Source organism: Guptibacillus hwajinpoensis (genome assembly GCF_020524165.1).
Classification (GTDB): domain Bacteria; phylum Bacillota; class Bacilli; order Bacillales; family Guptibacillaceae; genus Guptibacillus; species Guptibacillus hwajinpoensis_D.
The window spans coordinates 74805-94705 of sequence record NZ_JAIVKU010000003.1 but is presented as its reverse complement, the minus strand read 5'-3'; the positions used below and the strand labels follow the sequence as shown (position 1 = coordinate 94705).

At 41.4% G+C, this 19901-nt stretch carries 19 protein-coding genes; 1 reads left to right on the top strand and 18 read right to left on the bottom strand.

What is annotated here, in order from left to right; genetic code table 11:
• Positions 1-28 precede the first annotated feature (28 nt).
• From LC090_RS03710 to uvrB, 14 genes are all read right to left on the bottom strand, one after another.
• Positions 29-535: an acyltransferase gene (locus LC090_RS03710; RefSeq protein ID WP_226655425.1), complete on the bottom strand. Its 507-nt coding sequence runs from the start codon at positions 533-535 to the stop codon at positions 29-31.
• Positions 532-1176, bottom strand: a complete 645-nt coding sequence (ppaX, locus tag LC090_RS03705) for a pyrophosphatase PpaX (RefSeq protein ID WP_226655423.1) — start codon at positions 1174-1176, stop codon at positions 532-534. The genes LC090_RS03710 and ppaX overlap by 4 nt, the downstream gene beginning before the upstream one ends.
• Entirely contained in the window at positions 1166-2077 is a 912-nt protein-coding gene (locus tag LC090_RS03700; protein WP_255648016.1) for a nucleoside recognition domain-containing protein, read from the bottom strand. The genes ppaX and LC090_RS03700 overlap by 11 nt, the downstream gene beginning before the upstream one ends.
• 47 nt (positions 2078-2124) lie before the next feature.
• Complete coding sequence (gene lgt / locus LC090_RS03695; protein WP_226655417.1) at positions 2125-2937, bottom strand: prolipoprotein diacylglyceryl transferase; 813 nt, start codon at positions 2935-2937, stop codon at positions 2125-2127.
• Positions 2938-2973: 36 nt separating this feature from the next.
• Complete coding sequence (gene hprK / locus LC090_RS03690; RefSeq protein ID WP_226655414.1) at positions 2974-3912, bottom strand: HPr(Ser) kinase/phosphatase; 939 nt, start codon at positions 3910-3912, stop codon at positions 2974-2976.
• A gap of 175 nt (positions 3913-4087) precedes the next feature.
• Complete coding sequence (locus LC090_RS03685; RefSeq protein ID WP_255647959.1) at positions 4088-5761, bottom strand: glycerol-3-phosphate dehydrogenase/oxidase; 1674 nt, start codon at positions 5759-5761, stop codon at positions 4088-4090.
• Positions 5762-6038: 277 nt separating this feature from the next.
• The gene (gene glpK / locus LC090_RS03680; RefSeq protein ID WP_226655411.1) at positions 6039-7535 is read right to left on the bottom strand and encodes a glycerol kinase GlpK; all 1497 of its coding nucleotides are present in this window, start codon (positions 7533-7535) and stop codon (positions 6039-6041) included.
• 30 nt (positions 7536-7565) lie between these two features.
• Entirely contained in the window at positions 7566-8393 is an 828-nt protein-coding gene (locus tag LC090_RS03675) for an MIP/aquaporin family protein (protein ID WP_226655409.1), read from the bottom strand.
• Between the two features lie 206 nt (positions 8394-8599).
• Positions 8600-9160, bottom strand: a complete 561-nt coding sequence (locus tag LC090_RS03670; RefSeq protein WP_226655406.1) for a glycerol-3-phosphate responsive antiterminator — start codon at positions 9158-9160, stop codon at positions 8600-8602.
• 122 nt (positions 9161-9282) lie between these two features.
• On the bottom strand, positions 9283-9645 hold the full coding sequence (locus tag LC090_RS03665) for a phage holin family protein (protein ID WP_226656563.1): 363 nt from the start codon (positions 9643-9645) through the stop codon (positions 9283-9285).
• A 63-nt stretch (positions 9646-9708) separates the two neighbouring features.
• A complete protein-coding gene (locus LC090_RS03660) occupies positions 9709-10758 on the bottom strand; it encodes a DUF4097 family beta strand repeat-containing protein (protein WP_226655404.1) in 1050 nt (349 codons plus the stop codon).
• Positions 10759-10801: 43 nt separating this feature from the next.
• On the bottom strand, positions 10802-11095 hold the full coding sequence (locus tag LC090_RS03655; RefSeq protein WP_226655402.1) for a DUF4870 domain-containing protein: 294 nt from the start codon (positions 11093-11095) through the stop codon (positions 10802-10804).
• Positions 11096-11205: 110 nt separating this feature from the next.
• Positions 11206-14073, bottom strand: coding sequence for an excinuclease ABC subunit UvrA (gene uvrA / locus LC090_RS03650; protein ID WP_226655400.1), 2868 nt, complete (start codon positions 14071-14073; stop codon positions 11206-11208).
• 7 nt (positions 14074-14080) lie between these two features.
• Positions 14081-16057 (bottom strand): excinuclease ABC subunit UvrB, encoded by a 1977-nt coding sequence (gene uvrB / locus LC090_RS03645; protein WP_226656561.1) that lies wholly within the window; start codon positions 16055-16057, stop codon positions 14081-14083.
• A gap of 207 nt (positions 16058-16264) precedes the next feature.
• On the opposite strand from uvrB, the gene LC090_RS03640 reads away from it, so the two are divergent.
• Positions 16265-17131: a sulfite exporter TauE/SafE family protein gene (locus tag LC090_RS03640; RefSeq protein ID WP_226655398.1), complete on the top strand. Its 867-nt coding sequence runs from the start codon at positions 16265-16267 to the stop codon at positions 17129-17131.
• 3 nt (positions 17132-17134) lie between these two features.
• Here LC090_RS03640 and LC090_RS03635 read toward each other — a convergent pair whose 3' ends face one another.
• From LC090_RS03635 to LC090_RS03620, 4 genes are all read right to left on the bottom strand, one after another.
• Positions 17135-17365 (bottom strand): DUF2198 family protein, encoded by a 231-nt coding sequence (locus tag LC090_RS03635; RefSeq protein WP_226655395.1) that lies wholly within the window; start codon positions 17363-17365, stop codon positions 17135-17137.
• An 89-nt stretch (positions 17366-17454) separates the two neighbouring features.
• Positions 17455-18009 carry an acyl-CoA thioesterase gene (locus LC090_RS03630; protein ID WP_226655393.1) on the bottom strand — a complete coding sequence of 185 codons (555 nt, stop codon included), beginning with the start codon at positions 18007-18009 and terminating at the stop codon, positions 17455-17457.
• Between the two features lie 73 nt (positions 18010-18082).
• Complete coding sequence (locus LC090_RS03625) at positions 18083-18424, bottom strand: hypothetical protein (protein ID WP_226655390.1); 342 nt, start codon at positions 18422-18424, stop codon at positions 18083-18085.
• A 273-nt stretch (positions 18425-18697) separates the two neighbouring features.
• Positions 18698-19888: a PDZ domain-containing protein gene (locus LC090_RS03620; RefSeq protein WP_226655387.1), complete on the bottom strand. Its 1191-nt coding sequence runs from the start codon at positions 19886-19888 to the stop codon at positions 18698-18700.
• Positions 19889-19901: the final 13 nt, after the last annotated feature.

The following is a 19901-nucleotide window of genomic DNA, read 5'->3' as shown; positions in this document are numbered from 1 at the left end:
AAACCCGCAGCACATGCTGCGGGTTTTTTTATATTTCGTGCTTTGCTCGTTCTTCTTTCGTATAAATGACCTGCATCGGATTTCCACCAACAAAAGCCCCTGCTGGCACACTTTTATGAACAAGCGTCCCAGCCGATACGATGGCACCGTCACCAATCGTAATGCCAGGTAACAATGTACTGTTCGCTCCAATCATCACCTGATCACCAATGACAACATCGCCAAGGCGATACTCATCAATTAAATATTCATGAGCGAGAATCGTTGTATTATAGCCAATAATGGCGTTTTTTCCAACTGAAATTCTTTCCGGAAACATAATGTCAAACATCACCATGAGGGCAAATGCTGTTTGGTCACCAATTTTCACGCCAAGAAACGTTTTATACAACCAGTTCTTCAATGGAATAAACGGCGTATAGCGAGCGATCTGGATCACAATAAAGTTCTTAACTACCTTCCAAAACGGAACGGTTTTATAAATTTGCCAGAGAGCGTTGCTACCTGTAACGGGGTACCGCTCGGTGTTTCTCACTTGTCAGCTCCAGCAATCGCAAGAATTTCTCCCATATGATCAACCAGGTAATCTGGCTTAAATGAAGCAAGAAAGTCGCACCCTTTAATGGTCCAAGAAACACCGACCGTCGTTACACCTGCATTTTGTCCAGCTAGAATATCATATTGGCTATCTCCCACCATCAGCGTTTCTTCACGAACAGAACCGAGTTTGTTCATAGCTGTTTCAAGCTGCTCAGGGTGTGGTTTAGGATGATCGACTTCATCCACCGTGATAACCACAGGGAAAAATTGATCAAGGTTCGTTAGCTTTAATCCCATTTCCACCGTATTTCTCATTTTCGAGGTGACGATCGCAAGCTTATAACCCTTTTCAGACAACATCTTCACCGTTTCAAACACGCCTTCGAATTCTGTGACGAGCATATCGTGATTTGTAATATTATGGTCACGATAAAAAGCAACCATTTCTTCTGCACGGCTTTCATCATGCTTGGCAAACGTTAAGTAAAGAGGCTCTCCAATAAACTGTTTTAATTCTTCATCCTCGTAACGACCAGGATAAAAATGATCAAAGGTATGTTTAAATGAGGCCATTATTAAATCATTTGTATTAATCAATGTTCCGTCTAAGTCAAATAAAATTGTGTTAATACTCATACGATGGTTCCTTTCTTTTTGAAGCATTTAATTCACGTCGTTTCCATATGATTGAGATGATGATTGTGAGAAGAATCGCTGTCACCAGTCTAACGAGAAGTAGCCAGATGACCGGAATCCCAAGTGGAATGAAAATTAGAGTATCCTCAATGACAGCATGGCACGCTACGAGAAAAATAAACGCTAAATAAAGATCTTTTTTCTCTACGCCATCATCCTTAACAGCCTGGATCATTACACCAGCCCCGTAAGCTAGCCCAAACACAAGACCAGCGGCAAGCGTTGTCGAAGTATTTTCTTTCATGCCAAGGCTTCTTGTCACAGGCGCCATCCAACGCGAGAAAGTCTTAAGCCATGACAAATCTTTCATCACCTGGATAAAAATCATCAGCGGAATGACAATTAAAGCAAGCTGAAGAATGCCTAGTGACGCTTTTTCTAACCCTTGAAGAACAATCGGCCAGAAGCCGCTAACCGTTTCATTCGTTTGAGAAACAAGTCCGTAAGCCGCTTGTTCGCCCCCACCTTGCCAAACAAGATTAATCACAAAAGCAGATAGCACGGCAAGTCCAATTCTTACAGCAAGAATGACCCATAGTTTTACACCAACTCTTGCCGCCACTCCTGACTCAATCAATAAATTATGTGAGAAGGATAGCATAACAGCCAAAATGAAAACCTCTTTAACCGTTAAATCCAGTGTTAAAATGGCACCAATACCTGCATAAAGATTCAAGAAATTACCTAGAACTAAAGGTATGGCTGCATCGCCTGACAAACCAATCCATTTCATGATAGGGGCAATTAGGGTGACGATCCATTCGAGGACAGGTGTATAGCGAAGAAGGGTCATAATTAAGGTGATTGGAAAAATGATTTTTCCAAGCTCCCACGTCGTCATTAGTCCTGCTTTTAAACCACGTCGCAAAATACCCACAGCCGCGCCCCCTATCCTTTTTCGTTATAAGGCTTTGCTTTCATAACCATACGACGATAAATGATTAATGCAATCGATACAATGATCAGTACGATCGATATAACCTGAGCGATCCTCAATGTTTCTGTCAACATGAGACTATCTGTTCGCAAACCTTCAATAAAGTAACGTCCGAATGAATACCAAATGACGTAAGAGAGGAAAACTTCTCCTCGCTTCACTGATGTTCGTTGAAGAATAACCAGGAGGATAACACCGATTAAATTCCAAAGTGACTCATAAAGAAATGTCGGATGATAATAAGTCCCATCAATGTACATTTGATTAATAATAAAATCAGGAAGCATTAAGTTCTCAAGAAACGCTCTTGTGACAGGTCCGCCATGTGCCTCCTGGTTCATAAAGTTCCCCCAGCGACCAATGGCTTGACCAAGAATGATACTTGGTGCAGCAATATCTGCAATTTTCCAGAATGAAAGACCGCGTTTTCTAGTAAAGATCAGGGCTGTAATCACAGATCCAATTAAGGCACCGTGAATCGCAATACCCCCTTCCCAAATCGCAAAGATATCACCAGGATTATCTTTGTAGTAGCTCCATTGGAATGTTACATAGTAAATACGAGCTGAAATAATCGCAATCGGAACAGCCCATAAAATAAGATCAACAAACGTTTCTTTCGGTAATCCCTGGCGTTGTGTTTCCCTGATGGCTAAAAGTAAACCAAGGTATGCACCTAAAGCAATGATGATGCCGTACCAGTAAATTGAGATCGGTCCAAGCTCTAGCGCGACACGATCAAGAGGCTGTATTGAGGCTAACATATTGTTGTCTCTCCTTTATCCATATCCTACATTAGACTAGATGCTATCGTGTTCATCTCCATCTTCAATTTCTCTCGTTAGTCTTTCTGAAAATTGCTTCGCTGCATTCATCCCCATATTTTTCAAACGGAAGTTCATCGCAGCAACCTCGATAATAATGGCAAGGTTACGCCCCGGCCGAACTGGCACAACAAGACGCGGTACATTTGAATCAATGATTTGCATATACTCTTCTTCAAGACCAAGACGATCATACACTTTTTTGGAATCCCATAGTTCCAGATTCATAACAAGAGAAATTTTCTTGTAGTTTCGAATGGCTCCTGCACCGAATAACGTCATAACGTTAATAATTCCAAGCCCACGAATTTCAAGTAGATGTTGAATCAATTCAGGGGCACTTCCCACAAGCGTATTTTCCGCTTCTTGACGAATCTCAACCGAATCATCAGCTACAAGACGGTGACCGCGTTTAACAAGCTCAAGAGCCGTTTCACTTTTTCCTACACCACTTGATCCAGTAATTAAAACACCGACACCATAAATATCAACAAGTACACCGTGAATCGCTGTGTTAGGCGCAAGCTGACTTTCAAGATAGTTTGTTAAACGGCTACTCAAACGGGTTGTTGTCATCGTTGACCGTATAATGGGAACGTCCTTTTCTTTCGACGCACGAATCAATTCTTCAGGAACTTCCATATCTCTTGATAGCACGATGCCTGGTGTTTCGTCTGTACAGAGCTTCTGCATTCGCTCCACCTTTTGATCTTGAGGAAGACCGTGAAAGAACGACATTTCCGTTTTCCCAAGAAGCTGTAAACGTTCTGCTGGATAGTAAGTGAAAAAACCTGCCATTTCCAAGCCAGGACGCGAAATATCACTTGTCGTAATAGGACGGTGAATCCCTTCTTCACCGCTCACAAGCTCCAGATTGAATTTTTCAATAACATCTTTCATACGAACTTTAACCATTCGTAAACCTCCTATGTAAGAACCAAAGCGACGGTTCCATTTCAACTTCCCCTATTGTACCATTTCCTATTTCAAAGCACATATAGATTAAAACCATTTTTGTGATGGAGGATTACGTACCTGCCCCCCATCAAAACAAAAAAAACCGAAGCATTTGCTCCGGTTTTCTATAGGCTTATTTTACTTTCAACGGTACTACCGCATCATGCATTTGCTTTTCAAGTTCTTGAACATGTGCCTGTTTCATTTCGTTTGACCAGTTGAGTCGCTTCGCCATGTACTCAATGACTGGTTCTTTCCAGCGACGAACCCAATCAATATCAAAGTATAGCGCACTCGTTCTACGGTTGAAGTAATCAAGCGGCGTTGCCACCATTTCTTCTTCAATACCATAGATAAGCGTTGAGAACACTTCAAGACTTAAGTGATGGAAGCTTGCTTCTGTTCCAACCGTTTCAATGATTTGATAAATACGTTCAATATTTGATCCGTAACGTTGTACGAGAGTTTCTGCTTCTTTCACGCTTAAGCCGAGCGTTGTTCCACGGCGTACTTGTTCCGTAGCGTATTCTTTGAAACCTTTGCTTCCGCCAACGTAACCACCTGAAAGCACCATGTTTTTCGTTGTTGAAGCAGGAAACTTTTTATATTTTTCTTCTTTAAATTGATCTGTAATGAGATTGACCACTTTTTCTGCCATTTTACGATAGCCCGTTAGCTTCCCACCGGCAATCGTAATTAAGCCAGAATCAGAAAGAAAAATTTCATCCTTACGAGAAATTTCAGATGGATCTTTTCCTTCCTCATGAATCAATGGGCGAACGCCTGACCAGCTTGATTCTACATCATCTTTTGTAACATTGATTCCAGGGAACATGTAGTTCGCTGCATCAACAATATAATCTCTGTCCTCAACTGTCATTTGAGGATGTACAGGGTTCTTCGTATAGTGCGTATCTGTTGTCCCAATATATGTCTTACCCGCACGCGGAATCGCAAACATCATACGTCCATCATCAAACGGTGTATCAAAATAGACGGCTTGCTGAAGTGGGAATTTAGACTGATCAAATACAAGGTGCACACCCTTTGTTAGGAACATATGCTTTCCTTTTCTAGATTGATCGAGCTCACGAATTTCGTCTACCCAAGGACCAGCTGCGTTCACAACTTTTTTGGCGCGAATTTCACGCGTTTCACCCGTCACGACGTCTTTGGCACGAACGCCAACGACTTTTCCATCTTCGTATAAAAGCTGTTCTGCTTTCACATAGTTAACTGCTTTCCCACCGCGATGAACGGCTTCTTTCATAATTTCTAACGTAAGGCGAGCATCATCTGTTCGGTACTCTACGTAATAACCGCCGCCTTTAATGTCACTCTTCCGAAGAAGGGGTTCTTTATCTAACGTTTCTTTCTTAGATAGCATGCTTCTTCGTTCTTTTCGTTTCACACCTGCTAGTCTGTCATAAAGAGCAAGTCCTGCACCTGTAGAGAATTTCCCGAACGTACCGCCTTTAATAATTGGTAGTAGCATCCATTCTGGAGTTGTTACGTGAGGCGCGTTTTCATACACGATCGCACGCTCTTTCCCTACTTCCGCAACTAGCCCAATTTCTAGATTTTTAAGATAGCGTAAACCGCCATGAACAAGCTTCGTAGAGCGACTCGACGTACCGGCCGCAAAATCCTGCATTTCAATAACAGCTGCATTCATTCCTCTTGAAGCAGAATCAAGTAAAATTCCAGCACCGGTTATTCCTCCACCAACAACGAGGACATCTAACTCCTCTGATACGATTTGATCAAGTACAACACTTCTTTGCAATCCTGAAAATGGTTTAACCAAGATGAACACTCCTTTTTGTTATATGAACAATTGCTTAATGAAATTATGCTCTTATAAATCTTCTCTTCAGTACTTTACCCCTAATACATGGTTTCTTAAGCATTAGTTTGTACATTCCTACAAAAACAGCTGGTTAAAAGGACAAAAAAAGACCACAACACACCAGAGCATGACGGTCCATGCTTGGGCGCTGTGGTCTTCTCCTATTCTCCGACCAGAACATTATTAACTTAAGTTCATTGTAGCATAATCGGAACGGTCTGCCTAGAAAAAAGGATTATTTAAAAGCCATTGTTGCATGAACTGCTTTTTTCCATCCTCCATAAAGCTCTTCTCTTTCGTCTTCTTTCATTTTAGGATCAAACGTCTTATCAATCATCCACTGCTGCTTAATTTCTTCTTTATCTTTCCAGTAACCAGTTGCAAGTCCTGCAAGATAAGCAGCACCAAGTGCTGTTGTCTCACTAACCGTTGGACGTTCAACTGGAACACCAATGAGATCACTCTGGAATTGCATAAGGAAGTTGTTATTTACAACACCACCATCAACGCGGAGTGTTTTAAGATCAATACCAGAATCAGCAGTCATTGCATCAAGCACATCTCTTGTTTGATAAGCAAGAGATTCAAGCGTTGCGCGTACAAAATGCTCTTTGCTCGTTCCTCTTGTTAACCCAAAGACAGCCCCTTTTACGTCACTATCCCAATACGGAGTTCCTAGCCCAACGAATGCTGGAACCATATAAACCCCATCTGTAGACTCAACACGTTCAGCGTAACGCTCACTTTCTGGCGCTTCGTTAAACATGCGTAAACCGTCACGTAGCCATTGGATTGCGGAACCTGCAACAAAGATACTACCTTCTAAAGCGTACTCCACTTTTCCATCAACGCCCCACGCAATTGTTGTAAGAAGGCCATTTTCAGACTTAACTGCTTTTTCGCCAGTATTCATAAGCATAAAGCAGCCTGTTCCATACGTGTTTTTCGCCATTCCTTTGTCATAACAAGCCTGTCCAAATAGCGCCGCCTGCTGATCGCCAGCCACGCCAGCAATCGGAACATTTTGACCGAAGAAGTGATAATCAACCGTTTTTGCATAGACTTCAGATGAAGGACGAACTTCAGGAAGCATCGACTTCGGAACGTTTAGCATTTCAAGCAACTCTTCGTCCCACTTTAAGTCATAGATGTTATACATCATTGTGCGTGAAGCATTCGTGTAATCCGTTACATGTGCTTCGCCTCCAGACAGTTTCCAGATCAACCAGGAATCAATCGTTCCAAAGAGAAGGTCACCATTTTCAGCTTTTTCACGCGCTCCATCAACATTATCCAAAATCCATTTTACCTTTGTGCCCGAGAAGTAAGCATCGATTAAGAGACCAGTTTTATTGCGAACCATCTCTTCATGACCTTGTTCTTTTAGTTCGTTCACAATTCCTGCCGTTTGACGGGACTGCCATACAATCGCATTGTAAATCGGTTTCCCCGTATTCTTGTCCCAAACCACAGTTGTTTCACGCTGATTCGTTATTCCGATCGCTTCAATATCTTTCGCAGATAGATCAGAAGCGGAAGAGAGAACCTGTGCCATTACGGAAAGGATAGAGCTCCAGATTTCTTGAGCATCGTGTTCCACCCAACCAGCTTTAGGAAAATGCTGTTTAAATTCTTTTTGAGCAACGTTTACAATTTCACCTTTCTTATTAAAAAGAATGGCACGCGAGCTAGTTGTTCCTTGGTCCAATGATAAGATGTACTTTTTTGACATGTTGTTTCCTCCTTAAATAGAATTAAATGCTTAATTTTTCGCTTCAGATGAAGCATGAACTGTATCTTGAAGTTTGTCACTAAGTTGATAAAGAACAGCAAATAAAATCGCTACTACAATAGTAGACACCCAAAAAACAAGGCTATAAGTCGCTTCTGTTACCGCTTTAAAAAGAATGGCACCGTACATTCCACCGCAAACAGGACCGAGAACCGGAATCCAGGCATATCGCCAATTTGAATCCCCTTTGCCTGGGATAGGCAAGAAGAAGTGAGCGATTCTTGGACCAAGGTCTCGAGCAGGGTTAATCGCATAACCCGTCGTACCACCAAGGGAAAGTCCAATCGCCACAATTAGAAAACCAACGATAAAAGGATTCAATCCGTCAGTAAAATCATTCGAACCAATCGCAAGAAGCCCAATCAAAAGCATCGCTGTTCCAATAAACTCACTTAAAAAGTTACTAAACGTATGCGGAATGGCAGGATCAGTAGAAAACACCGCTAATTTAAGCGCTTTATCTTCTTCTCTACGAAAATGAGGAAGAAAATGAAAATACACGATACAGCCTCCGAGAAATGCCCCAATCATTTGTGCTACTATGTAGCCTGGTACATCACTCCACGGGAAATCGCCTACTGCCGCTAATCCTAATGTTACAGCAGGGTTTAAATGAGCGCCACTCACTTGACCAACTGCATAAACACCCATCGCAACACCAAGCCCCCATCCAAGGGCTACCACAATCCATCCCCCGCCTTGAGCTTTCGAATCTTTTAAGTTAACGTTTGCAACAACACCACCACCAAATATAATCAAAATCATTGTACCTAATATTTCACCGATAAATGGGGACAAAACGAAACACCTTCCTCCTGAGTTTAGTTAAAACCCCTCTCTGAGTCTATTCCCTTTTTCTTTCATTCTAAAAGGAAAATTAAAAAAAACCACAGCAATCTCTCCTATCAAATGACAGGATTGGTGTGTGGTTCTCCTCATCTCAGGCACGAGCTATTAACCTAATACTTATTTAACCAGACTTATGTAAGCGATGTCAAGAGGTTTCAATCCGGTTGAAAATGTTTCCATAGCTCTTTCTTAGAAGTTGTGACCGCCGCAGCTCCACCACTTAAAGCGGCTTCTACGTCTTCAACCGAACGAATAAACCCACCAGCGAAGATGGGAACTTTAATTTGCTCATGAAGCTCTTCGAACACCTGTGGAATAATGCCTGGTAACACTTCGACACAATCTGGCTTCGTGTTTTTCACCATACTATAGCTCGTATCTAGCGCCATTGAATCGAGCATGAACAAGCGCTGCACAGAGAGAATACCTCTTCTTTTAGCGACTCCAAGCACACTGGACCTTGTTGAGATAAGGCCCGCTGGCTTTACTTCCTGACAAAGAAATTCAGCACCGTGTTCATCATTTCGTAATCCTTGAACAAGGTCAGCGTGAAGTAAAATCTTTTTACCAGCTCGATTCCCCTCCCTAATGACTGATTTCAATTGTCCAATATGCGTATCTAAAAGCACAATATAGGTATACTTGCTATTTAATAAAATTTCAAAATCGCGCATTTTTCTTACCGCCGGCAGGATGCTTTGGTTATGAAACGTCATGGATCATCCCTCCTTTTCTTTTTATCATACCAGAATTAATGGAAACTTCCATCAGAGGAGGAGGGTTACAGCTTGGAAGTGGATTGCATAAAAAAACACGCTCTCCAGTAGAGAGCGTGCTTTTAGGCTTTATGACGTAAAGGTTCAATAATGACCTTATCAATTAATAAATTTAAGAACCCGATTACGATCGCTGCAAGAAGAGCCATCGCAAATCCATTAATGACGAAAGCTTCTCCCATTAACGCTGCTGTAATCATGAGCGTAATGGCATTAATCACAACAAGAAACAAACCTAGAGTTAGGATGGTAACAGGAAGGGTAAGCAGGATTAAAACCGGCTTAATAAACACATTCACAAGCGAAAGGATAACGCTCGCGAGAATGGCAGACCCGAGCCCTTGAATAAAAAAACCATCAAAATAGCCTGCTACTACCATTAATACGACGCTATTGACAAACAAACTTAAAAGCCAGTGTCGCATCATACCCCTCCTTATCCATTGACCTTTTTAGTATAAGCGTTTCTTTACCCCTTATTCGAACTTCTAAAGATAGGAAACCGAAATCGAACCAGCTGTTGAATTGGCTTCAATGCGATAGTTGTGCTCCGAATCTTCTTCAGTTCTAAACTTCTTTAAACGATGAGAAATTTCTTTTTTCTCACGAAGAATACTCATGTGATCAAGATCTGTTGTAATCGCTCCAATCGTCGATTTAAGATCTCCTTTAAGGTTCATGCCTTTCGGAACAACAATTTGAATCGTCCCGTTGACGGTTTTAAAATCTGCGCTACCGCTTACGGCATTCTTTAACGTATGGCGAATGGTTCCGTTCATTGATTGCGCTTCTGTTTCAACAAAGGTGCCATCAATTGTAATAGGACCGTTAGCTGTTTCGAGCTCACAAACTTCTCCAGTTGAGTCTTCAACAACAATGGCACCATTACCCGTTTCAGCTTCAAGTACTTTTACAGAAGATTTTCGAATACCGATTTTACCATTTGCTGTTTTTAATTTGGCTTTCGCCGATGTGACACTCTCTCCTGTAACATCTCCATTAAACGTGGTAATCCACACTCCCTCGTACTCAGAAGCAGGGACATAAATAACCAGATTCACCTTTACATCTGCACGTTCTGACTTAAACGTCATTTTCCCATTATCTACAGCGAAGTAAGTTTCTCGTAACAGCTTATCCATGGCATCTTTTTGCGTTGAGACACGATAAACATTCGCACGACAGTCGATTTTCACATCGTTGCGTTCCCATGTTTGAAAGGTAATTTCGCCATTTCGCACATGTACATCAAGCGTATCAGGCGTCACTTCTAACTGTTCATAAACGTGAGAGACTTCTTCAGATGAACCAAAGTTAAAATCAAGATCCATATCTTTTACTTTTTGAATAAGAGATTCTACAAATTGGCCAACTTTATATCCAGGAGCCGTTCGATCTGTATGAGAATCTGTTGACTTCTCACGCTTCGGTTCCTCTGATTCACTTGTTCCAATCGCTTTTAATAGTTTTGCACCTTCATCAGCGGAAATTTTGCCATCTTCAATCATTTTAAGAATCATTCTACGTTCTTCATTCATTCAAAACATCTCCTTTTTTAATTGATGTAAACAACTTGATTGATTACCAGCGGAGAACCTGAATTCCTTTTACAATGTTCCAGATAAAAACCACAACATTAAGTAAACTAAACAAGATAAAACCCAAAATGATCACCACACCTACATCCATCACAAAAATGGCTAAAAGCGCCAAAATGATTGTGAGAAACGGAAGGAGATGAGAAACAATCGAGCGCTTCGCATGATAAGAAACTTCCTCATCCCTCACAACAAAGTAGACAATGATCGGGAAAAGAAACGGTGCGAAGAAAACACTAAAATAACAAAGGGAGGACATTACTTTTTCTACAGACATGATTGCTTCCCCTTTCAATATTCTCTACCTATCTATACGATTCGTCAAAAAGAAAGTTTCAAAATGGGGAAAGAAAAAACGAAAAGACAGCGAATCGCTGTCTCTTCAAATTATACGGATTGTGTTTGCTCTAACTTTTTCTTCATCCGGTTTTTATCTCGTTCAAGAATTGGCGCAAGGTAGCTTCCCGTGTAAGACCGCTCTTCTTTTACGATTTTTTCTGGTGTCCCAGTAGCTATGACTTCACCACCACCATCTCCACCTTCAGGTCCAAGATCAATGAGATAATCAGCTGTTTTAATCACATCCAAATTATGCTCAATAATTAAGACAGAATCACCATTCTCTACGAGCCGCTGAAGAACTTCTAGTAAACGAGAAATATCATCCACATGCAATCCAGTCGTCGGTTCATCAAGGATATAAAGCGTCTTCCCTGTAGAACGCTTGTAGAGCTGCGAAGCGAGCTTCACACGCTGAGCTTCTCCACCTGAAACCGTCGTAGCTGGCTGGCCAAGTTTGATGTAACTTAAGCCCACATCGTAAAGGGTTTGAAGTTTTCGATTAATCTTTGGAATGTTCTTAAAGAAATCAAGACCATCTTCTACCGTCATCTCAAGGATATCAGCAATATTCATGCCTTTATACTCAATTTCCAGCGTTTCTCGATTATAGCGTTTCCCATGACAGACCTCACAAGGAACGTAAACATCAGGCAAAAAGTGCATTTCAATCTTAATAATTCCGTCACCACGACAGGCTTCACATCGGCCGCCTTTGACATTAAAGCTGAACCTTCCTTTTTTATACCCTCGCACCTTTGCTTCGTTCGTTTGGGCAAAAACATCACGAATATCATCAAATACACCTGTATAAGTAGCCGGGTTTGATCGAGGCGTGCGGCCAATTGGAGATTGATCAATATCAATCACCTTATCCACATGTTCAAGCCCGTTGATCTTCTTATGTTCTCCAGGCTTATCCTTTGCTTTATGAAGCTTTTGAGCAAGTGCTTTATACAGAATTTCATTAATCAACGTACTTTTACCAGATCCAGAAACACCAGTGACACAAGTAAATAAACCAATTGGAATTTTTGCTTTCGTATTTTTAAGGTTATTTTCCTTTGCTCCAACAATTTCAATGTATCTGCCATCAGGCTTTCGACGCTCCGTCGGCACAGGAATAAATTTCTTACCAGAGAGATATTCTCCAGTTAACGAATCCTCATCATCCATAATTTCAGCAGGTGATCCTTCTGATGTAATATAACCACCGTGTGCCCCTGCACCAGGACCGATATCAATAATATGATCAGCAGCTAACATTGTATCTTCATCATGTTCGACGACAATAAGCGTATTCCCGAGGTCTCGCATACTTTCAAGAGTTGAAATTAAGCGATCGTTATCTCGTTGATGCAGACCGATCGAAGGCTCATCTAATATATACAGGACTCCCATTAAACGTGAGCCTACTTGAGTCGCGAGTCTAATGCGTTGTGCTTCTCCACCCGATAACGTCCCAGCTGAACGATTAAGTGTTAAATAGTCCAAACCAACATTAACAAGGAATCCAAGGCGATCCTGAATTTCTCGTAAAATCATTTTTCCGATTGTCGCTTCTTTAGCTGTTAGTTCCAATTCATCGAAAAAGCCTGCTGCATCTTTAATGGCATATTCGGTTGCTTCCCCGATGTGTTTGCCGTTAATTAAAACAGAGCGTGCTTCTTTCTTTAATCGATATCCCTTACATGTAGGACATGGTTTTTGTGCCATGTACGCTTCCATTTGCTCACGAATATAGTCAGAGCTTGTCTCACGATAACGGCGTTCTACGTTTGGAATGACACCTTCAAAAGGAACATTGTTTTCGCGCACCTGACCAAAATCATTTTCATAACGGAAATAAACTTTTTCCCCATCACTGCCGTAAAGCACTTTATCAAACTGCGATCTAGGAATGTTTTTGACAGGAGTATCCATATCAATACCAAAATGATTGCACACACTTTCAAGTAACTGTGGATAATAGTTTGAACTAACAGGTTCCCATGGAGCGAGTGCATGTTCACGTAGTGATTTATCCCAATCCGGTAAAACAAGATCAAGGTCTACTTCAAGCTTCAGTCCCAGACCATCACAAGAAGGACAAGCACCGAATGGGCTATTAAATGAAAATAATCTTGGTTCTAGCTCCCCAATTGAAAAACCACAGTAGGGACATGAATGATGCTGATTAAAAAGAAGTTCTTCCTGGCCCATCACATCAACGATCACTTGACCGCCTCCAAGATTAAGGGCCGTTTCAAGTGAATCTGCTAGTCTCGATTGAACACCATCTTTCACAACAATACGATCAATCACAACTTCGATGGAATGCTTTTTATTTTTCTCAAGCGATATTTCATCCGCTACTTCCATCATTTCACCATCAACGCGCACGCGAACATAGCCCTGCTTCTTAATATCTTCAAGCACTTTCACATGTTCACCTTTACGTCCTGAAACAACAGGAGAAAGAATCTGTAATTTTGTCCGCTCTTCGTATGCTAGAATGCGATCGACCATTTGCTCAATCGTTTGTGACGTAATTTCCACACCGTGACGTGGGCAAACTGGTCGGCCAATTCTTGCAAACAATAGACGAAGGTAATCATAGATTTCCGTTACCGTTCCCACAGTTGACCGTGGGTTGCGACTGGTTGTTTTTTGATCAATCGAGATGGCGGGTGATAGTCCTTCAATTGCATCTACATCCGGTTTGTCCATTTGCCCAAGGAACTGCCTAGCATAGGCTGACAGAGATTCCACATAGCGACGTTGCCCCTCAGCATATATCGTGTCAAAAGCCAAGGACGATTTTCCTGAACCGGATAAACCCGTGACTACCACCAGTTTATCCCTCGGGATTGTCACGTCGATATTTTTTAAATTATGGGCTCTTGCCCCTTTGACGACGATCTCATCGTTTGCCATTTGTTCGTCATCCTTCCGCTTTAAGCTCTAGTAATAGGTCACGAAGTTCAGCAGCACGTTCGAAGTTAAGGTCTCGCGCAGCGTCCTTCATTTCTTTTTCAACATTTTCGATCACTTTTGCACGTTCTTGCTTATTCATTTTCCCTTGCTTAGGCACTGTATACTCTTCGCCTTCTTCAGCAGCAATGGTTGCTCGTATCCCTTCACGAACTTTCTTCTGGATTGTCGTTGGCGTAATGCCATATTTTGTATTATACTCCTGCTGAATTTCGCGTCGGCGACTTGTTTCATTCATCGCAATTTCCATTGAGTTCGTTACTTTATCAGCGTATAAAATAACATGTCCGCTTGAATTACGAGCGGCACGGCCAATTGTTTGAATCAAGGAACGTTCGGACCTTAAGAAACCTTCTTTATCTGCATCTAAAATGGCCACAAGTGACACTTCAGGAATATCAAGTCCCTCTCGAAGAAGGTTGATTCCAACTAAAACATCAAATACACCTAAGCGTAGATCACGAATGATTTCAATTCGTTCAAGCGTTTTTATTTCAGAGTGCAGGTAACGTACTTTTACCCCCATTTCAAGTAAATAATCCGTTAAGTCTTCTGACATTTTTTTCGTAAGAGTAGTGACAAGCACACGTTCATTACGAGCCGATCGCTGATTAATCTCATCTAATAAATCATCAATCTGCCCTTCAATTGGACGCATTTCGATTGTAGGATCGAGAAGCCCTGTAGGACGAATGATTTGCTCCACAACTTGAGTGGAGTGCTCTTCTTCATATGGCCCAGGAGTCGCCGAAACATAGACAAATTGATGAGCCTTCTCTTCAAACTCTTCAAAACGAAGTGGGCGGTTATCTTTCGCAGATGGTAGTCGGAAGCCATGATCGACTAGAACTCCTTTTCTTGCCTGGTCACCGTTATACATTCCTCTTACTTGGGGAAGCGTAACATGTGACTCATCAACCATAATTAAAAAATCATCTGGAAAATAGTCCATTAACGTATAAGGCGTTGCCCCCGCTTCACGGAGTGTTAAATGACGCGAATAGTTTTCGATTCCTGAACAAAACCCCATCTCAGCCATCATTTCAATATCATATCTTGTTCGCTGTTCAAGTCGCTGTGCTTCCAGAAGTTTTCCTTCATCATTTAACACTTTCAGTCTCTCTTCAAGTTCAGCTTCAATGCGCTGAATAGCGATCTTCAGCTTTTCTTCACGGGTTACGAAGTGAGAGGCCGGGAAAATAGCCACGTGCTCTCGCTCTCCAAGAATTTCACCAGTTAACGAATTTACTTCTGTAATCCGATCAATTTCGTCACCAAAAAATTCAATACGAATGCAATGCTCATCGCGAGAGGCAGGGAAAATCTCCACAACATCTCCCCGAACGCGAAATGTACCGCGTGTAAAATTAATATCATTGCGTGCGTATTGAATATCGACCATATCTCGTAGTAGCTGATCACGATCTTTTTCCATCCCTTTTCGAAGGGAGAGTACAAGGCTTTTATATTCTTCTGGATTACCTAGACCATATATACATGAAACACTGGCAACGATAATAACATCATTTCGTTCAAACAAACTGGACGTTGCCGAGTGACGAAGCTTATCAATTTCGTCATTAATACTCGCATCTTTTTCTATAAACGTATCCGATTGTGGTATGTACGCTTCCGGCTGATAGTAATCGTAATAACTCACAAAGTATTCCACAGCATTGTGGGGGAAATATTCTTTAAACTCACTATATAACTGCCCTGCCAGCGTTTTGTTATGCGCAATAATAAGGGTTGGCTTATTTACCTGTTGAATGACGTTCGACATCGTAAATGTCTTACCAGTTCCTGTTGCACCAAGCAATGTTTGATGACGCTCATTTTGTTGCACGCCTTTCACAAGCTTTTTAATTGCTTCTGGCTGGTCCCCTTGAGGCTCATAATCCGATACCAACTCAAATTTTTTCTCCACCATCTTCGCCTCCGTTCCTATCATTCCTGTCATTTATTATAGCACAGATACTAGTGAAAACTTCAATTAAAGCGAACTGATATTCGCATTTATTTTTTAGCTGCTATTTCTCTTCTGAAATAACTGTTGTATGCTGTTAAAGGTAGATTGACTGGATTTTAGCTCTACCTTTCAACATAAGGGCTTTACGAAAAAGGAGTTTTATCATTGCTATTTCTATTGGCATTACCAGCTGGCTTAGCCATTGGGGCAATCTCAGGTTTTTTCGGTGTAGGCGGGGGATTTCTTCTTACACCAATCCTCCTGTTACTTGGTTATCCTCCAGCAACGGCCATAACAATCAGTTTACTTTACAGTATGAGTACGTCGATTTCTGGTGCACTTACCTACATAAAAAGTAAGAATGTCCTTCTAAAAACGACGGTCTTCTTAGCGATCAGTGGCATGATTGGCACACAGCTGGCTAAGCCAGTTGTTCTTTACTTAACTGAAAATGGCCTCGACGATACCGTTATCTCTATTTTATATCTGTTACTTCTCGGATACTTTGCTATTTCGCTGCTTTCAAAAGCCAGGAGTAACAAACAAGCTCACGTTACTTCTACCATTTCCCCTCTTCGAACTATTTTAATCGGCTTACTAGGTGGGTTTATTTCATCCATCCTTGGTGTAGGGGGAGGCTTTGTGATGGTGCCATTATTAATCAACGTTTTGCGCATACCTGCTCGACTAGCCGTTGGCACATCGCTAACATCAATCTTTTTCATTGTATCAACAGGCTTCTTCTCCTATATCCAAACTGTCACTATCCCCCTGACACTAGCTACCCTTCTTGTTATTGGGGCATTACTTGGGGCGCGATTCGGCGCAGAAATGACAGCTTCCTTCTCTGAGGATATGATGAAAAAATTGTTAGCTACGCTATATTTCTTCACACTGATTAGTATCTTATTCAAGCTACTCCACCACGCAACCTCTGGACTTCTGCTTCTGATCGTTTATATCGTGACGTTAATTGTTCTCTTTCTTTACCAGTATTGGACGAAAAAGAAGCGCCTATTCTTTTTGGAATAGACGCTACTTCATCTTTTTCTTGTTTTGTTTTTGCGTTTGCCTTGAAAAATAAAAACCTATGAGTGAAGACAGAACCGTTAATAAAATCAAGTGAATGGGATGATCGATCCCACCAAACACAGCCCACATAAATAAAATCGTTAAACCAAAGCTTACATATGTGTTATATGTCACTCGTGTAAACACGACCATGATAATTGCCGGAACGAATAAAGCAATTAGGATTCCTTGCATAAAAATAAGTTCCCCTCTCTAAGCACTTCTCTCCCCATCTTACAACAAGATGGGGAGAGAAAGCTATGATGAGTAGGGATTTTATCTTTTTAAACTCCAGTAAATTGAGCAGCATCCCATGGTTTTGGCGTTCCGAATTCACGTGCTAACTTTCGACTCTCGCCTTTTCTTCCTTTACGAAGCTCTTTACGTTCAGCAGCTGTTTCATTCAAGAATTTTTCCTCTTCTGTTTCAGGATAGACACCTGGTACTTCAACCGGGTTTCCTTCTTCATCAAGAGCAACGAAAGTGAGAAGCGCCGTTGCACACACATGACGTTCACCTGTGAACATTTTCTCTGCAATAGCTTTCACAAAAACTTCCATAGATGTTTTATGCGTCCACGTTACCATCGATTCAAGACAGACGATGTCTCCCTGGTGAATCGGATGAAGGAAATCGACTGAATCGGTAGAAGCTGTCACACATGGTCTTCTTGAATGACGAGTTGCTGAAATCAAAGCAACATCATCAATAAAGGCCATTAATTGACCTCCAAACAACGTGCCATGAATATTCGTATGAGTTGGGTTTACGACTGTCGCTTTCGCTGTTCTAGACTCATTCGTTGACTTCATGTTGTTATTTTCTAATACATCGTTCATTCTAATCACTCTCTTTCTTTTAAAAGCCGCTGTTTCATCTCTATCAATAACAAACAGCACAATCACTTTACACCTAGATGACTTTAGCACTATATTTAAAGCATTTTTCACTAATCCGGACAATTGGAGATTCTGTCGAATCCGCCAGCGTCATCAAGAGGTTAAAGACCGATGACTTCGAAATTGCGATCCCATAATGTTTTTCTAGTAAATCCGATAGATACAGTGGCCCCATGCCAACCTGTGACCTCTCTAAAATTTCCAAAACTTCCTTTGTTGGACCTGTTACTACCGAAGTGCTGCCATTCATTTGACTCATAATCGTTTCGCGCTCTATTTCAAACTTTTGAAGCAACTTCATTTCTCTCGCGTTGAGATCCATCAATTGCTGCTGTAGCTGAGTTTCTCCAGTCATTATGACATGCTCCTTTACGTTAAGAATGATCAAATTGTAGCAAGTGAATTCTATACGAACAAGACTGTCAAAATCTCTGTAAACGCAACCATACAGGCATTTAGCCGTTTTTTTCACTTCCATATATTTCTTGAATAGAACCTATAACAAATCGGCATAGAAATTCAGATGGTTTTTCGTAAAAAGATGTTTGATTTTTTTACATCTTTTTACGACGTGCCAGAGCTAAAAAAAGAAGAAGGTACGGAAACCTTCTTCTTTTACGTTTATTAATTATTGGGCTTCTTCTTGATCCTCAAAGCGATGATCTTTCACGAACAATAAACCAAGTTCATGATGGGTATTGTTGTAAAGCGCTTTTTGTTCAAACCTTACTTCACCATTAATGTCCAGAACCTCTAATTTGCAAAATGCTGCATTTCGCTGAAGTGCTGTATAAAAATCCACGCCTTTTCCTAACGAAAGGCCATTTACTTTTGAAATAACTTCCCCTACTTGTAAGCTCATTTGATCCGCAGGAGACCCTGGAAGAATCCCCAAAATCACGAGCCCCTCATTTCGCTCATTGAAATAGGCAGGCTTGTTTTTCCCACGATGAAGAAGCAAAATACTCGCTCGGCCCACAATAACGAATCCAATTGCAGCTAAAGCGACCCACTGATTGTCCAGAAAATAACTTGCCAGACCAATAATTACCGTTCCAGCACCATTAAGAGCGACTTGTCTCCCATTGGTTTTCATTTCAGGGAGTGGTAGCGCGTGATGAATGAGCTTTCGAAAACCTATTGGAAAGGGTAATAACAGAAAGGTATACGTCTGCTCTCCAAAATGAAGAAGCGGCCACCACGAGAGTGCTTCCACATTGCCTGCTGGGAGAAAAAGAAAAAGTGGTAATAGCCATATCCTCTGCATTTCATGTGATCCAACTATTTTGCCCCTCTTACTCTCTACAAGTCTTGGCGATGTCTGTTTACCAGCGTTCGTGGCAATTAAATAACCTTCTATAAAAACAAGAAACCCAGCTAAGAGAGCAAGTGCAATGAACGAAGTCGATCCAATTCCTTTTTGTAATTGATTCAGTGTGTCGTTACCAACGTCCATGGGCGTGTAAAACATTACTGCCAAAACTGGAAGAATCATGACAAAGGCAGGCGATAAAAACCGAATCTGACCTGTGAGTAAAAGCAAAAGTGCCGCAATGCTCATGGCGACAGTCGCACTAAAAGGAACTGTTAAACCTAGGAAAAGATTTAGAAGTAAAAAGGCAGCTCCAATCATTAAACTTGGGACGACAGCAAAAACGACGTCGTCTAAAACATCGTGAACTCTAGTATGAAAATCTCTTCGGTCACGCTTTACTCGTGAACGGCCAAGTATGAAAGCTCCGATGATGGTGATATACGTAAGGGGGTGAAGAAAAAAGCTCATTATCCCCTTAAGTAATGATAGGCCAATAGTGTCCATTTAGTAATCCTCC

What these genes read in the sequence shown, in the direction of transcription:
- uvrA (WP_226655400.1), bottom strand. Translation starts at nt 14,073, where the DNA reads ATGGCAAACGATGAGATCGTCGTCAAAGGGGCAAGAGCCCATAATTTA.
- hprK (WP_226655414.1), bottom strand. Translation starts at nt 3,912, where the DNA reads ATGGTTAAAGTTCGTATGAAAGATGTTATTGAAAAATTCAATCTGGAG.
- LC090_RS03625 (WP_226655390.1), bottom strand. Translation starts at nt 18,424, where the DNA reads ATGACTGGAGAAACTCAGCTACAGCAGCAATTGATGGATCTCAACGCG.
- LC090_RS03620 (WP_226655387.1), bottom strand. Translation starts at nt 19,888, where the DNA reads ATGGACACTATTGGCCTATCATTACTTAAGGGGATAATGAGCTTTTTT.
- lgt (WP_226655417.1), bottom strand. Translation starts at nt 2,937, where the DNA reads ATGTTAGCCTCAATACAGCCTCTTGATCGTGTCGCGCTAGAGCTTGGA.
- LC090_RS03665 (WP_226656563.1), bottom strand. Translation starts at nt 9,645, where the DNA reads ATGCGACACTGGCTTTTAAGTTTGTTTGTCAATAGCGTCGTATTAATG.
- LC090_RS03670 (WP_226655406.1), bottom strand. Translation starts at nt 9,160, where the DNA reads ATGACGTTTCATAACCAAAGCATCCTGCCGGCGGTAAGAAAAATGCGC.
- ppaX (WP_226655423.1), bottom strand. Translation starts at nt 1,176, where the DNA reads ATGAGTATTAACACAATTTTATTTGACTTAGACGGAACATTGATTAAT.
- LC090_RS03655 (WP_226655402.1), bottom strand. Translation starts at nt 11,095, where the DNA reads ATGTCTGTAGAAAAAGTAATGTCCTCCCTTTGTTATTTTAGTGTTTTC.
- LC090_RS03700 (WP_255648016.1), bottom strand. Translation starts at nt 2,077, where the DNA reads ATGACGACGTGGGAGCTTGGAAAAATCATTTTTCCAATCACCTTAATT.
- glpK (WP_226655411.1), bottom strand. Translation starts at nt 7,535, where the DNA reads ATGTCAAAAAAGTACATCTTATCATTGGACCAAGGAACAACTAGCTCG.
- LC090_RS03630 (WP_226655393.1), bottom strand. Translation starts at nt 18,009, where the DNA reads ATGAACGATGTATTAGAAAATAACAACATGAAGTCAACGAATGAGTCT.
- LC090_RS03660 (WP_226655404.1), bottom strand. Translation starts at nt 10,758, where the DNA reads ATGAATGAAGAACGTAGAATGATTCTTAAAATGATTGAAGATGGCAAA.
- LC090_RS03635 (WP_226655395.1), bottom strand. Translation starts at nt 17,365, where the DNA reads ATGCAAGGAATCCTAATTGCTTTATTCGTTCCGGCAATTATCATGGTC.